This window comes from Mycobacterium kyogaense (assembly GCF_003254575.1).
Lineage (GTDB): Bacteria > Actinomycetota > Actinomycetes > Mycobacteriales > Mycobacteriaceae > Mycobacterium > Mycobacterium kyogaense.
In genome coordinates this window covers 21,603-34,246 of record NZ_QJUA01000014.1, presented here as the reverse complement: position 1 = coordinate 34,246, position 12,644 = coordinate 21,603, and the positions used below count along the sequence as shown (strand labels likewise).

Annotated in this window: 14 protein-coding genes; 6 read left to right on the top strand and 8 right to left on the bottom strand. The window is 66.3% G+C overall.

The genetic code is table 11. The features are described from left to right. Window positions 1–59 precede the first annotated feature (59 nt). From DMB80_RS12195 to DMB80_RS12170, 6 genes are all read right to left on the bottom strand, one after another. Window positions 60–416, bottom strand: a complete 357-nt coding sequence (locus DMB80_RS12195) for a VOC family protein (RefSeq protein WP_111510090.1) — start codon at window positions 414–416, stop codon at window positions 60–62. A 112-nt stretch (window positions 417–528) separates the two neighbouring features. After that, entirely contained in the window at window positions 529–2,766 is a 2,238-nt protein-coding gene (locus tag DMB80_RS12190; RefSeq protein ID WP_111510089.1) for a catalase, read from the bottom strand. 102 nt (window positions 2,767–2,868) lie between these two features. After that, window positions 2,869–3,270 carry a VOC family protein gene (locus tag DMB80_RS12185; protein ID WP_111510088.1) on the bottom strand — a complete coding sequence of 134 codons (402 nt, stop codon included), beginning with the start codon at window positions 3,268–3,270 and terminating at the stop codon, window positions 2,869–2,871. After that, complete coding sequence (locus DMB80_RS12180) at window positions 3,224–4,075, bottom strand: AraC family transcriptional regulator (protein ID WP_111510155.1); 852 nt, start codon at window positions 4,073–4,075, stop codon at window positions 3,224–3,226. The genes DMB80_RS12185 and DMB80_RS12180 overlap by 47 nt, the downstream gene beginning before the upstream one ends. 109 nt (window positions 4,076–4,184) lie before the next feature. Then, window positions 4,185–4,601 carry a helix-turn-helix transcriptional regulator gene (locus tag DMB80_RS12175; RefSeq protein ID WP_276131538.1) on the bottom strand — a complete coding sequence of 139 codons (417 nt, stop codon included), beginning with the start codon at window positions 4,599–4,601 and terminating at the stop codon, window positions 4,185–4,187. A 19-nt stretch (window positions 4,602–4,620) separates the two neighbouring features. Beyond that, window positions 4,621–5,025, bottom strand: coding sequence for a nuclear transport factor 2 family protein (locus DMB80_RS12170; RefSeq protein WP_111510087.1), 405 nt, complete (start codon window positions 5,023–5,025; stop codon window positions 4,621–4,623). Between the two features lie 85 nt (window positions 5,026–5,110). On the opposite strand from DMB80_RS12170, the gene DMB80_RS12165 reads away from it, so the two are divergent. From DMB80_RS12165 to DMB80_RS12140, 6 genes are all read left to right on the top strand, one after another. Then, window positions 5,111–5,830 carry a VOC family protein gene (locus DMB80_RS12165; RefSeq protein ID WP_111510086.1) on the top strand — a complete coding sequence of 240 codons (720 nt, stop codon included), beginning with the start codon at window positions 5,111–5,113 and terminating at the stop codon, window positions 5,828–5,830. 31 nt (window positions 5,831–5,861) lie between these two features. Beyond that, complete coding sequence (locus DMB80_RS12160) at window positions 5,862–6,212, top strand: nuclear transport factor 2 family protein (protein WP_111510085.1); 351 nt, start codon at window positions 5,862–5,864, stop codon at window positions 6,210–6,212. 337 nt (window positions 6,213–6,549) lie between these two features. Beyond that, entirely contained in the window at window positions 6,550–7,359 is an 810-nt protein-coding gene (locus DMB80_RS12155; protein ID WP_111510084.1) for an LLM class F420-dependent oxidoreductase, read from the top strand. A gap of 144 nt (window positions 7,360–7,503) precedes the next feature. Then, window positions 7,504–8,781, top strand: coding sequence for a sensor domain-containing phosphodiesterase (locus DMB80_RS12150; protein ID WP_111510083.1), 1,278 nt, complete (start codon window positions 7,504–7,506; stop codon window positions 8,779–8,781). A gap of 40 nt (window positions 8,782–8,821) precedes the next feature. Next, the gene (thiD, locus tag DMB80_RS12145) at window positions 8,822–9,661 is read left to right on the top strand and encodes a bifunctional hydroxymethylpyrimidine kinase/phosphomethylpyrimidine kinase (RefSeq protein ID WP_111510082.1); all 840 of its coding nucleotides are present in this window, start codon (window positions 8,822–8,824) and stop codon (window positions 9,659–9,661) included. 120 nt (window positions 9,662–9,781) lie between these two features. Continuing rightward, complete coding sequence (locus tag DMB80_RS12140) at window positions 9,782–11,068, top strand: S1C family serine protease (RefSeq protein WP_111510081.1); 1,287 nt, start codon at window positions 9,782–9,784, stop codon at window positions 11,066–11,068. Between the two features lie 2 nt (window positions 11,069–11,070). Here the strand turns inward: DMB80_RS12140 and DMB80_RS12135 are convergent, their stop codons facing one another. Together DMB80_RS12135 and DMB80_RS12130 are read right to left on the bottom strand one after the other, a co-directional pair. Further along, window positions 11,071–12,120, bottom strand: coding sequence for a zinc-dependent alcohol dehydrogenase family protein (locus tag DMB80_RS12135; RefSeq protein ID WP_111510080.1), 1,050 nt, complete (start codon window positions 12,118–12,120; stop codon window positions 11,071–11,073). Between the two features lie 31 nt (window positions 12,121–12,151). After that, on the bottom strand, window positions 12,152–12,616 hold the full coding sequence (locus tag DMB80_RS12130) for an SRPBCC family protein (protein WP_111510079.1): 465 nt from the start codon (window positions 12,614–12,616) through the stop codon (window positions 12,152–12,154). Window positions 12,617–12,644 lie beyond the last annotated feature (28 nt).

Sequence of the window (12,644 nt, the reverse complement as noted above, 5' to 3'; positions counted from 1 at the left end):
TCCCGGTGACCGGGGCGGCGAGCAACCGTTTCGATCACCCGAAGCCATGCTCCTGCGATTCACGCAGACGGCGGCTCATACACCTGGAGATCGTTGCCCTCGGAGTCCTTGAACGAGGCGATCCGACCCCACGGGTGATCGCTGATGCCCCCGACGAACGACACACCTTCGCCCTCCAGCCGAGAGACCTCATCCTCGATGCCGCCGTCCGGTTGGAACGTGAGTAGCGCGCCGCCACTTCCGTCCGCTCCGGACGACTCACGTGCGTTCAGGCCGATCATCAGTCCGTTGGCATCCAGCTCAGACCACTCGTCCGTTTCTTTCTTCACCTCGAGACCCAGTGTGTCACCGTAGAAGCTCAACGCGCGCTTCATGTCCTTGACCGGTAACCACACCGTTGCCACGCCTGACGCCATGTCCCGCCTCTTTCATCTCCGAAGTCGCTGTACACAGGGTGCGGTACCCGGTGACGTCCTCTTGAGACTCGGAAAATTGTGACGTCCGAAGGAACGTCGGTGATCCGACTCCTCAGCTGAGGACGACGGCGCGATCCCACACCCGGTGTTCGCCCATGCTCTCGATCAGGGAGGCTGCCAGCGCTGACGCATCCGATCCGCTGAGCACGCCCTCGGCGCCGTCGGAAGCACCCGCGCGGACGAGTAGGTCGGCACCCTGCGGCAGCACGGCAATTCCCTTGAAGTGTCGGAACACCTCATCGACGAGGATCTTGGCCTGCACTGCTGCCGGCGAACCCGCGATCACCACGGCGTCGAACTCGATCGACCGCGCGGTGGCATACGTCCGCGAGATCGGCACGCTCTGGCCATCATTCGTCAGCGCACCGCCGTGCGGAGCGATCACCAGGGGCACCAGTTTCGCTGCCCCGAGCGCGTCGACAACGGTCGACACGTCGCTGAGGTCGGAGTCCGGACCAACGAGGATGCCGACGTTGCGGCCTTCCACCGGCCAGCGCTCCCCCACTTGCGACACTGCCGGGCTGAGCTGCGACGGCTCAGCGGGCGGCGTGGTGGCGGCAGGCGCCTCCAGACCTAGGCCCGCCGCGACGGTCGCGCACAGATCGGCGTCGATGTTCGCCAGCACCGCCAGCTGGCGCTCCTTGATCGCCTGCTCATAGCATTTGCCGAGCTCGAAGGTGTAGGCATCGGCGATGTGTGCCTGTTCGACGGGAGTGAGGCTGCGGTAGAACAGCGTGACCTGGCTGTAGTGGTCGTCATAGGAGGCCGGTGCCGCACGGACCTTCGTCGACTCGGCCACGACCGCGGGCGCCTCGATGAACGCACGGGTATCTGCGCCGGCGAAGAAGGGGCACCCACCGTCGAGTGAATTCGGTTGGTAGGGAGCCACTCCCGGATGTACACCGTGCTGGTGGAAGCCGTCGCGAAGCATGTCGTTGACCGGTGCATGCGGGCGATTGATCGGAATCTGGCCGAAATTCGGCCCACCCAGGCGGCTCAGCTGGGTGTCCAGATAGGAGAAGAGCCGTGCCTGCAGCAGCGGATCGTCGGTGACGTCGATGCCGGGCACCAGATGTCCGGGATGGAACGCCACCTGTTCGGTTTCTGCGAAGTAGTTGGTGGGGTTGCGATTCAGCTCCATCGTTCCGATGATCTGAACCGGCGCGAGCTCTTCGGGCACCATCTTCGTGGGGTCGAGCAGGTCGATTCCCTCGAACATCTGGTCCGGAGAATCCGGCATCACCTGCACGCCGAGATCCCACTCGGGGTAAGCGCCCTTCTCGATCGCGTCGGCCAAGTCGCGGCGATGCAGATCGGGATCCATCCCGGCCGCGATCTGTGCCTCTTCCCACACGAGGGAGTGCACCCCGAGGCGTGGCTTCCAGTGGAACTTCACCAGCGACGTCGAACCATCGGGGCCGGTCAGCCGGAAGGTGTGGACACCGAAGCCCTCCATCATCCGGTACGAACGCGGAATGCCTCGGTCGGACATGTTCCACATGGTGTGCGCCTGGGCCTCGGTGTGCAACGACACGAAGTCCCAGAAGGTGTCATGTGCGCTCTGTGCCTGCGGGATCTCGCGGTCAGGGTGCGGCTTCGCGGCATGGACGACGTCGGGGAACTTGATGCCATCCTGAATGAAGAACACCGGGATGTTGTTGCCCACCAGGTCGAAAGTGCCCTCGTCCGTGTAGAACTTGGTGGCGAAACCCCGGGTGTCCCGCACGGTGTCGGCCGAACCGCGGGAGCCCAACACGGTCGAAAAACGCACGAAGACATCGGTTTCCGCAGCCGATCTCAAAAAGGCTGCCGTGCAGATCTTCTCGGCGGCGCCGTTGCCGTGGAACACACCGTGCGCTGCCGCGCCGCGGGCGTGCACCGCGCGTTCCGGGATGCGCTCGTGGTCGAAATGGGTGATCTTCTCCCGCAGGTGGTGGTCCTGTAGCAGCGTCGGCCCGCGTTGCCCGGCCTTCAGCGAGTGGTCGGTGTCGTAAAGACGGGCACCCTGCGCGGTCGTGAGGTACTCCCCCTGCTGCCCGCGTGCTGTCTGGCCGCCGCCGACGGAAAGCCCAGTCGCAGTGCGTAAATCAGGCCCACCCTGGTCCGGTTTCGGCGGTAGCGGTTCGCGAACGTCGGTCGGCTCCTCGAACGGCGCCGGCTCCGGGCCGGGTGCGCCGGGGATGTACTTCGGGCTGTGCTGCTGCAGCCGCTCGGCGGCCTCCACCACCTTGTCCTTGGCGTCCTTGACGACGCTCTTGATGGTTTCCTTGGCTCCACGGTCGGCTGCCATCGCATCCCCTCGTCAACGAACGAGCCCGTCGGTCGGGCTCGTTGGGTCGACCGTCCGGCTTCCCGGTACGGACGCACCTAAACGGGATCGCTGCGTCCGGTCTCAGCTCTGTCGCGGTTCACCCGGATAGGTGCCGAAACTCCACAGGTTGCCCTCGGGGTCTCGAACGGCGAATTCTCGCGATCCGTAATCGGTGGAACAGAGCGGTCGCGTGATGTCGGCGTTGTGGTCCTGCACACGCGCATACAGTGCGTCCACGTCGGCGGTGACGATGTAAGCGCCAGCGCTGCCGGGTTCGCGGCACCAGTCGGTGCCCGGCTTGTAGCTGCCCATCATCAGCCCACCGGTGCCCTCCGGCCAGTTCAACTGAGCGTGGTCCACGCGGTCGCCGTCGCCGTATCGCGCGTTGACGACGAAGCCGAAGGTGTCGACGAGGTAGTCGATCAGCGCGGGTGCGTCATGGGCTTGCAGTGTCGGCCACACGGCCGGATTCGACAGGGTCATGTTCGACTGGGTCATGGTTGTCAGGATCGAACATCCGGTGGCCGCCGTCTTGGATGTTTCGGAACTCCGCGCCGATCCACTTCCGCGGCGGCAGGCCGGTGAACGCGACGAACTCGGCGCTCAGATGCGCTTGATCGGAGAATCCCGTGCTGGTTGCGACGCCGGCGAGGTCGACGCAGCCGCCTTCGGCGACCCTTCGAGCGATCCGTGCTGTCGCCGTTTCGAAGCGCATCAACCGGGCGACGGCCTTGGGCGCGAGCCCGACCTCGCGGCGGAACAACGTGCCCAGGTGTCGAGGCGTCAGTCCGACCTCGTCCGCCACCGTGGCCACCGACACTCGTCCACCGCTGCACCGCATCATTCGCCAGGCATGCTGCAGTTCCGGTCGCACTTCGTGCTGGCCATCCGAGCGGCGCTGCACGAAGTCGGCGACGACACCGAAGGCCCGTTGCCAGGAGGTCGCGTCGGCCACTCGATCACTGAGCTCGGTTGCCACGGCGCCGAGGACGGCCGACCCGTCGAAGTCATCGACGCTGAGTTCGGCGGCCGGAACACCGAACAGGGCGCGCGCGGCCAGCGGGTGCACCGCGAGCTGGATGCCGGCCTGCCCGCGACGCTGTCGGACATGGCTGGCGTGTACGTGCAGTCCGCTGAGTATCACGCGCTGCGGGCGAGCCAGCGGCAGCTGGCTGACATCGGCAGCGGCCTCGACACCGTCGTCGGCGCTGACGATGAAAGTCAGGCTCGCCGAGGGCATGCCGAGGTGCGTGCCATCCGGTACGTCGACGGCCCGATAACCCATCATGGAACTCACCCCGGGCAGCCGGTCGCAGGGCGCCGAAGCCATCTCCCAGCACGGCGTCTGCTCGGTCACGCGCCCGATACTAGTGGTCAGAACCGATCCCGCGACGTCCTCACCCGTGCCGCAGCCGGCACCAGCCGACGAACAGCCAGGAGTCGCCCCCGCGCAGCACTTCGTCGACCGGCGCCAACTGATCCTCCCGGCTGATCGCGAGGACCTTGGCCCGCGCCCGTCGTGCTGCCGCCGCATAGGGTGAGGTTTCCAGTAAAGCGAGCCCGGCGAGCACTGCCAGCGATTCGGTGACCGTGAGATTCAACGGCGGCAAGGAATGCTTTCGAAGGATCGAATATCCTCCTGCGACACCGCGATCGGCGTAGATCGGGACGCCGGCGAGTTGCAGCGACTGGATGTCTCGCTCGATCGTCCGCTTCGACACCTCGAACTCGTCGGCGAGACGCGCCGCAGACATGGGTCGGCGGGATCCCCGCAGGAGGTCGACCAGTGCATACAACCTCTCCGCACGCCGCATGGCGCAAGTCTTACCGATCTCAGGGGCGATGTGGCCGCGTTCCGCCCACCGACCAGACCTCTCGGATCAGACCGTCTTCGGTGAAGTCGAAGACGTCGACCCCGCCGGCTGCATTTCCCTCCGCGCGAACATCCCACAACAATTGTCCATGCAGACCATCGTTGGCCCGAGCCACCTCGGTGAACACCACATCCGGGTGCCGTTGGCGATAGCCATCGAGGTACTCCGCGAACTGGTCCGCACCCACGACGTCATCGCCGGGATTCGAGCCGTCCGCCTCGGAGTTCAGAAAGTGAGTTCGGAAGTCGTCACTGCAGATTCGACGGGCGATGTCGCCGTCGCTGTTCCACATCGTGAGCCACACCGCCAGCGCAGCGTCGCCGGCTGCTCCGCTCGTCGTCATCGTGTCTCGGTTCTCGGTCATATCGACAGCATCGGACAGCGGCGCGACAACAGTATGTCGGCATTCGGGCTGCCATTTCAGGACAGAGCGAATTACCGTCGGGGGCGTGGGCGCCAACCGCGTTGCCGTGGTCGTGGAATCGCAGGATCCGCTGCTGCTCGGTGATTTCTGGGCGCGAATGGTCGAATGTCGTCTGACCGTCGACTCCACCACCGGGCGCTGCGCGACGGACCTCGGTGGCAACACCGACGTGCGGTTCGTCCCGGCGGTGCAGTCGCACAGCGACGCGAATCGACAGCACATCGACCTCGCCTCCGACTCCCCAGAGCATCACGCGGCCCTGATCGGGCGCGCCCTCGATCTCGGCGCGCTGCGTGCCGATGTCGGTCAGGGGAACGTGCCATGGCAGGTGATGGCCGACCCCGAGGGAAACGAGTTCTGCATCCTGGAACCGCGCGGTGAATATCGCCAATCTGGTTCTCTCGCAGCGGTGGTCACGCACGCGGAGGCCCCGCTGACCGTCGGACGGTTCTGGTCTGCGCTCGTCGGCGCTCCGATGATCCGGACCCATCCTGAGTACACGTCAGTGCGTTACGGCGGCACAGCTGACCCCGCGCTGGAGTTCGTCAGACATCCGAACCCACCGGAGGGCCAGGGACGATTGCACCTCCAGCTGCTCACCAGGGATGGGTTCGTCCACCCGACGGGTGCTCCCGCTGTGATGAGGCCGTGCCCGGTCTGCGGAGAACCCAGCGCCGCACTGACGGATCCCGAGCACACTCATCTCTGCATGTCTGCCGACTGCTCGCCGGCAGAAAACCCGTAGACGCCTGAGTTTCGGCTCGTTAGCCTGTCGCATGCCAATCGATGTCGCAACGTTCAGCCAGCGATGGGTCGACGCGTGGAACGCCCACGACGTCGAGGCGGTCCTCGACCATTTCGTCGACGAGGTCATCTTCACCTCCCCGATCGCCGCGCAGGTGGTGCCGGCGAGCGGTGGTCGGATCGAAGGCAAGGCGGCGTTGCGCGATTTCTGGAGTCGCGCGCTGAGCCTGCGCCCTGATCTGCACTTCACCGTCGAGGCCGTCTACGAAGGGATCGACGTCGTCGTCATCAACTACCGCAACCAGCGAGGTGACTTCGTCAACGAGGTTCTCTGCTTCGCTGACGGACTCGTCGTCGAGGGACACGGAACATATCTGACGTAGCCGGAAGTGGCGAGGGTCAGCGCCCTTCGTTGGCTTCACCGGGGTGGGGAACGTTGTCGTCGTCGACGTACGCGGAGTGCTCGGTATCTCTCTCCGCACCACTCGCGCGATCGCGCGGACCGTCATTCGAGCCGACCGACTCGACGGAGTCGGTAGCGTCGCTGGGCATCGTCATAAGCGCGGGTCCTCTCTCGACAAGGGTCGCCGCGTCGGCGATCCGTTCCCCAGGGTGCCCCTTCTGCGCGGCGCCGAACCCCGCATCGCCGGGCCGAGCGGAATAAAGTGGGCAGCGTACGGATTGGCTGAAGAGTCGCCCCTCCCCTACCCAGGAGCAGCCATGACCCGTCCCGTCCGCGTTGCCGTGCAGATCCAGCCAGGCGGCGCCCCCGACTATCGCACCTGGCGTGACGCCGTGGTCGCCGCAGACGACCTCGGTGTCGATGTGATCTTCGGCTATGACCATTTCCACCGCCCGGTGATGGACGCCCTGATCGACGGCAAACCCGTGCTGGCCGAGGTTCAGCCCGACGTGGCCAACTTCGAGGGATGGACCGCGCTCGCGTCATGGGGCGAGATCACCTCACACGCCGACATCGGGCTGCTCGTGACCGGCGTGGGTTATCGCAACCCGGACCTGCTCGCTGACATGGCCCGCACCGTCGATCACATCAGCGGTGGCCGGCTGGTCCTCGGCCTGGGCGCGGGTTGGTACGAAAAGGACTACACCACTTACGGATACGACTTCGGCACCTTCGGGTCGCGGTTCGATCTGTTCGACGAGAGCCTGATCCGCATCGAGAACCGGCTTGCTGTGCTGGATCCTCCGCCGGTACGCAAGCTGCCGATCCTCATCGGTGGCACCGGCCCCAAGCGTTCCCTCCCCGCCGTCGCCCGCCACGCCGACATCTGGCACGCGTTCGCCGAACTCGACACGTTCCGCCGGCTCAGTGAACGGGTGGACGAGCTGGCTGCGACGTTCGGCCGCAGCGGCTCAGACATCGAACGCTCGACGCTATGGCAGGACAAGCGTAGCGCCGACAGTTTCCGCGAGGCCGGAGTCACGCTGTTCCAAACCGAGCTCACCGCCGACGACGGATACGACCTCGCTGCCCTCAAGGATGTCCTCGCCTGGCGCGACAACCAATGACGCGAACGTGACATTCGTCCAACTCGACAACTGACCCTCGGTTCGCTGTTATTTTGGCCAGAGCCAGCTCCACCTGCTGGCTAAGGGGAGGAAGTCAAAAGTGCGCATTAGCCACGAGAATCCGGGACTGCGCTAGGTCAGGCGTTGCAGAACCTCGTCGCGGCGATCAACGCGTCCATCGATCCTTCAGCGCTCATGCAGAGGATCGCTGAGCAGATGTGCCTGCTCACGCCGAAAGCTGACGGTGCGGCGGTCAGCCTGTTGACTCCCGAGGACACCTTCGTGGTCGTGTCCGCCCACGGATTGGTGCAGTCACTACTGGGCCTCACGTTGACGCGAGAAGGCACGTTGCAGGGGCGAGCACTTGCCACGGGGCGACCGCAGGTCAGTTCGGACCCGGTGGGGGATCCGGCGCTGACCGACCAGGTTCGGGCCATCGGCGCGAGCTTGGGCGTCGGGTCTCTCGTCGTGATACCACTCATGCACCACGGCACGGGGATCGGCGCACTGAGCCTCGCATCGGTCGACAAGGCCAAATTCACCAACCGCGACGTAGCGGCGATGGAGGCAACCGCACGCTTCATCTCGGCTCTCATCGGATCTCACACCGAACTCTCGTCGATGCTCGACGACTTCCTCGGCGATCCTCGACATGAGGGCCGCGATCTCGCCGCGCAGTTCCTGGCGTCGGTGTTGCTTCCCGACATGGCCCGCGAGGACGCGCTCCACAAACATGTGAACGATCTTCTTGCTGCGCCCTCACCACTGTCGGCCGTCTACCAGCCGATCGTCGACTTAGCGTCGGAAACCGTGGTGGGCTTCGAGGGGTTGTGTCGATTTCCCGGCGGCGCAGAACGATCCCCCGCCTACTGGTTCGAAGTCGCCCGTCGCCTGGGACGCGGAGTGGCACTGGAACTGGCGGCCCTGTCTCGGGTGCTCGTTGACGCCGACCGTGTGCCCGATGACTGCTTCCTCGCGGTGAACGCCAGCCCCTCGGCAGCCACCGACTTGCGGCTACACGAAGCACTGCTGACGGTGCGCACACCGGTGGTGCTGGAGGTCACCGAGCACGAGCCCTTCCCGGACGGCTTGGCCGATGCGCTGAAACCTCTGCGGGAGCGCGGTGTTCGGCTGGCAATCGATGACGCCGGGGCAGGCTATGCGAGTTTCAAGCAGATGCTGCAGCTGCGGCCGGACATCGTCAAGATCGACGGATCGCTGACGTCGGGGATCGACCGCGATCCAGCCAAGCGCGCCCTGGTGACCGCCATCGTGCGGCTCTGCGCCGAGACCGGAGCGACCACCATCGCCGAGGCGATCGAGCGACGTGACGAACAGGCGACGCTGACTGAGCTCGGGGTCGGATGGGGTCAGGGGTACCTCTTCGGCAGGCCGGGCGACCTCCGGCTCGCAGCGTCGTAGAACCGGTCGAGCGTCGCACACCACTTTACAATCACCCGTGATGACAAATCGTCTCCCGCTGACAGCCCCCGGTCAGACGCCGCGTCGCGTGATGACGATCGCGGGGTCCGACTCCGGAGGCAGCGCCGGTCTACAGGCCGATATGCGGACGTTCGCGATGCTGGGCGTACACGGATCCGCAGCCGTCACCGCAGTAACTGTACAGAACTCGTTGGGTGTCAAAGCGTTTCATGAGATTCCGGTGCAGGTGGTCGGTGCTCAGATCAGCGCAGTGGTGTCCGACATCGGCATCGAAGCGGCCAAGACGGGCATGCTGGCTTCTACGGCGATCATCCGGGCGATCGTGGCCACCTGGTCGGCGGAGAAGCTCACCGGCAGGGTCCCCTTCGTGGTTGATCCGGTGTGTGCCTCCAACGCCGGCGAGCCGTTATTGCACCCCAGTGCGCTCGATGCCATGCGCGATGAACTGATTCCGCTGGCCACCCTGGTGACGCCCAACCTCGACGAAGTACGGCTCCTCGTCGGCATCGACGTCGTGGACCCCGAGACCCAACGCGACGCCGCCCGCGCGCTGCATGCGCTCGGGCCTCGATGGGCCCTGGTCAAGGGTGGCCATCTGCGCACCTCCCGCATCAGCTCGGATCTCCTGTTCGACGGTTCGGAGTTCCACGAGTTCGCAGCAGCCCGGGTGGACACCCGGGATGACCACGGCGCCGGTGACACCCTGGGCGCAGCGATCACGGCTGCACTGGCGCACGGCTATTCCGTTCCCGACGCGGTGGCATTCGGCAAGACGTGGGTGACCGAATGCATCCGGGAGGCCTATCCCCTCGGCCACGGCCTCGGTCCCGTCAACGGAATGGCCAGCCTCTACCGGTGAGCGATCTTCTCGGTCTTTGCTGAGTGTGCTCTCAGTCGAGTCTCAGTTGCGGTGGGCAACCTGAGACCAACCACGTCGGACCCGCCGACGTCCCCTGCCCACTCGAAGGGAACACCACCGATGGCGACCCCGCCCCCACCTCCTCCACACAATCACGACTGGTCGCGCGGAAGCTGGCCCGCTCCGCCGAACCCGTTGCCGGGCAACTCCGCACCGTGGCCGCACCACCAACCCGTGCCTGGTGGCCCGGCCACGCCACGCCGAAACAGCCGCTCGCGCACCCCGCGTGGGCTCGTGCTCGCGGGTGCCGCCGCCGTGGCCATTGCCGGCGGTGGCGTCGGAGCCGCGGCAGCGGTAGCTGTGACTGATCACCAGCACCCGGCCGCCACACCAGCGTCAGCAGCGCAGGCCCAGCCGGTGAAGCCGGCTGCCAGCGCCGCGCCCGGTTCGGTGGAGCAGGTCGCCGCCAAGGTGATGCCCAGCGTCGTCAAATTGCAGATCACCGCAGGGCAGGGCATGGCCGAAGGGTCCGGCATCGTCCTCAGCCCGGACGGACTGATCCTCACCAACAACCACGTGGTCGCGCCGGCGGTTCAGGGCGGTGCGGGGGCGCAGCCCGCGGCCTTCGACGGCGGCGACTCCCCCGCGACCGTCACGTTCTCCGACGGGCGCAGCGTGCCCTTCACCGTCGTGGGCACCGATCCGATCGGTGACCTGGCGGTCGTGCGCGCGCAGGGGGTCAGCGGACTCACGCCGATCACCATCGGCTCGTCGAAGGACGTGAAGATCGGCCAAGAGGTCGTCGCGATCGGATCCCCGCTCGGCTTGCAGGGCACGGTGACCAAAGGCATTGTCAGCGCACTGAATCGGCCCGTGACCGCCGGCGACGGTGAGGGCAGTTCCCCCGTCGTCCTCGACGCGCTGCAGACCGATGCCGCCATCAATCCGGGCAATTCGGGTGGACCGCTGGTGGACATGAACGGCGACCTGATCGGTGTCAACTCAGCCGGTGCCAGCATGGGTTCCGGCTCCAGCGGCGGCTCCATCGGGCTCGGTTTCGCGATCCCGTCCGACCAGGCCAAGCGCATCGCCGATGAGCTGATCTCCTCCGGCACCGCCAGTCACGGCTCGCTGGGCGTGCAACTGGGCACCCAGGGCGGTGACTCCAGTGACTCCGGAGGCGCGGACGGCGCGGCCATCGCGCAGGTGGCGGCCGGAAGCCCTGCCGCGCAGGCCGGCCTGTCCAGTGGGGCGGTGATCACCAAGATCGACGGCCAGGTCATCGACGGACCCGAGGCGCTCGCCGCTGCAGTGCGGTCCAAAGCGCCTGGCGATCAGGTGTCGGTCACCTACCGGGACGACACCGGCGCTACGCAGACCACGCAGGTCACTCTCGGCAAGGCGTGATGTCAGATGCTCGGGTCGATGATGGTGACACCCACCGGCGACGCGGTGTCGACGGTGGGGAGAGCCGCTGCCGCCTCACGGAGGCCGATGGTGCGCTCGATCAGGTCTTGCGGCCGGAGGTCTCCCCGTTCGATCATCGCCATCATCGGGGGGTAATCCGCTGCGGCCATCCCGTGGCTGCCCAGGACGGAGATCTCCCAGGCGATCACCCGATCCATGGGTAGGCGCGGATGCCCGTCGACCGGCGGCAACAAGCCCACCTGGACGTGCCGACCGTGGCGGCGCAGGCTCAGGATGGACAGCTCGCACGTCGATTCGTGACCGACCGCATCCACGCCGACATCGCCACCGCCGCCGGTGATTTCGTGAACATCTGCCGCCGTGTCCGCCGCCGTTCGGCCGTCGCCGGCGACCAGAGTGTGGTCGGCGCCGAGCACCTCGGCGGCGGTCAGTGCGGACGGATTGCGGTCCACGGCAATCACGTTGGCGCCCAGCGCTTTGCCGATCATCACCGCGCTCAATCCGACCCCGCCGGCGCCGACCACCGTGAGCCACTGCCCAGGCTCGACACGGCCCACTCCCGTGAGTGCGCGAAAGGCCGTGGCGAATCGGCACCCCAACCCCGCCGCCGCGGCGAATGACACCGACTCGGGAAGACACACCAGATTGGTGTCGGCAGCAGGCAGCGCAACGTGTTCGGCGAACGAGCCCCAGTAGGTGAACCCGGGCTGCTCCTGCCGCGGGCAGACCTGGGCGTTACCGGTGCGGCACCATGAGCACGTCCCGCAGCCGCACACGAACGGTACTGTCACGCGATCGCCGACCGCCCAGTCATGCACGTCTGGGCCGACCGCCTCGACGACTCCGGCAAGTTCGTGGCCCGGGACGTGAGGAAGCGCCAGAGTTTCATGGCCGGCCCATGCGTGCCAGTCGCTGCGGCACAGACCGGTGGCCCGCACCGCGACGACGACGCCGTCGGGCGCAGCTGTCGGGTCCGGGACTGTCCGAACCTCGAGGGGGCCGCCGATGCGGTCCATCACCACAGCACGCATCAGCCCATTCTGACGCGTGCCGTGGGGTACATCAGGATGAGGTTTCGGCCGCCAGGCGAGACAGCGTGTCGCTCAGCTGATCCTCGGTGACCAACGGAAACGTCACCTTCTTGAGCAGATCCTTGTCGGTGACCTTGGACCAGTCGTAGGTGTGCCGAACCAGCGTCGCGTTCGGACCTTGAGCTTCCAGCTCCCACAACCACTTCCAGCCGGGCGGCTCGGTTCCCGCGGGGGCCGTCTGCCATGCCAGCAGCTTGTCCTTGACGTATCCGGTCACGTGATTGTCGGTCTTGTACTCCCCGCCCATGTGATCGCCGGCCATGTTCATGGTGAACACTTCGCCGACCTTCTGGATGCGGTCGGCGTGGTCGACACCGCGCACGAATCCCGACCCGTCGAGGGCAGGGTGGCGGTGAGGATTGGACAGGACATCGAAGACCGCGTCGGCGGATGCATCGATGGTGCGTTCCACGGTCACCTTGTTGTCGTCGCTCATGTTGTCTCCAGTGCCCAGACCCACCACG

What these genes read in the sequence shown, in the direction of transcription:
- DMB80_RS12160 (WP_111510085.1), top strand. Translation starts at nt 5,862, where the DNA reads ATGCCAATCGATGTCGCAACGTTCAGCCAGCGATGGGTCGACGCGTGG.
- thiD (WP_111510082.1), top strand. Translation starts at nt 8,822, where the DNA reads ATGACAAATCGTCTCCCGCTGACAGCCCCCGGTCAGACGCCGCGTCGC.
- DMB80_RS12180 (WP_111510155.1), bottom strand. Translation starts at nt 4,075, where the DNA reads ATGATGGGTTATCGGGCCGTCGACGTACCGGATGGCACGCACCTCGGC.
- DMB80_RS12130 (WP_111510079.1), bottom strand. Translation starts at nt 12,616, where the DNA reads ATGAGCGACGACAACAAGGTGACCGTGGAACGCACCATCGATGCATCC.
- DMB80_RS12175 (WP_276131538.1), bottom strand. Translation starts at nt 4,601, where the DNA reads ATGCGGCGTGCGGAGAGGTTGTATGCACTGGTCGACCTCCTGCGGGGA.
- DMB80_RS12135 (WP_111510080.1), bottom strand. Translation starts at nt 12,120, where the DNA reads ATGCGTGCTGTGGTGATGGACCGCATCGGCGGCCCCCTCGAGGTTCGG.
- DMB80_RS12190 (WP_111510089.1), bottom strand. Translation starts at nt 2,766, where the DNA reads ATGGCAGCCGACCGTGGAGCCAAGGAAACCATCAAGAGCGTCGTCAAG.
- DMB80_RS12140 (WP_111510081.1), top strand. Translation starts at nt 9,782, where the DNA reads ATGGCGACCCCGCCCCCACCTCCTCCACACAATCACGACTGGTCGCGC.
- DMB80_RS12195 (WP_111510090.1), bottom strand. Translation starts at nt 416, where the DNA reads ATGGCGTCAGGCGTGGCAACGGTGTGGTTACCGGTCAAGGACATGAAG.
- DMB80_RS12185 (WP_111510088.1), bottom strand. Translation starts at nt 3,270, where the DNA reads ATGACCCTGTCGAATCCGGCCGTGTGGCCGACACTGCAAGCCCATGAC.
- DMB80_RS12155 (WP_111510084.1), top strand. Translation starts at nt 6,550, where the DNA reads ATGACCCGTCCCGTCCGCGTTGCCGTGCAGATCCAGCCAGGCGGCGCC.
- DMB80_RS12170 (WP_111510087.1), bottom strand. Translation starts at nt 5,025, where the DNA reads ATGACCGAGAACCGAGACACGATGACGACGAGCGGAGCAGCCGGCGAC.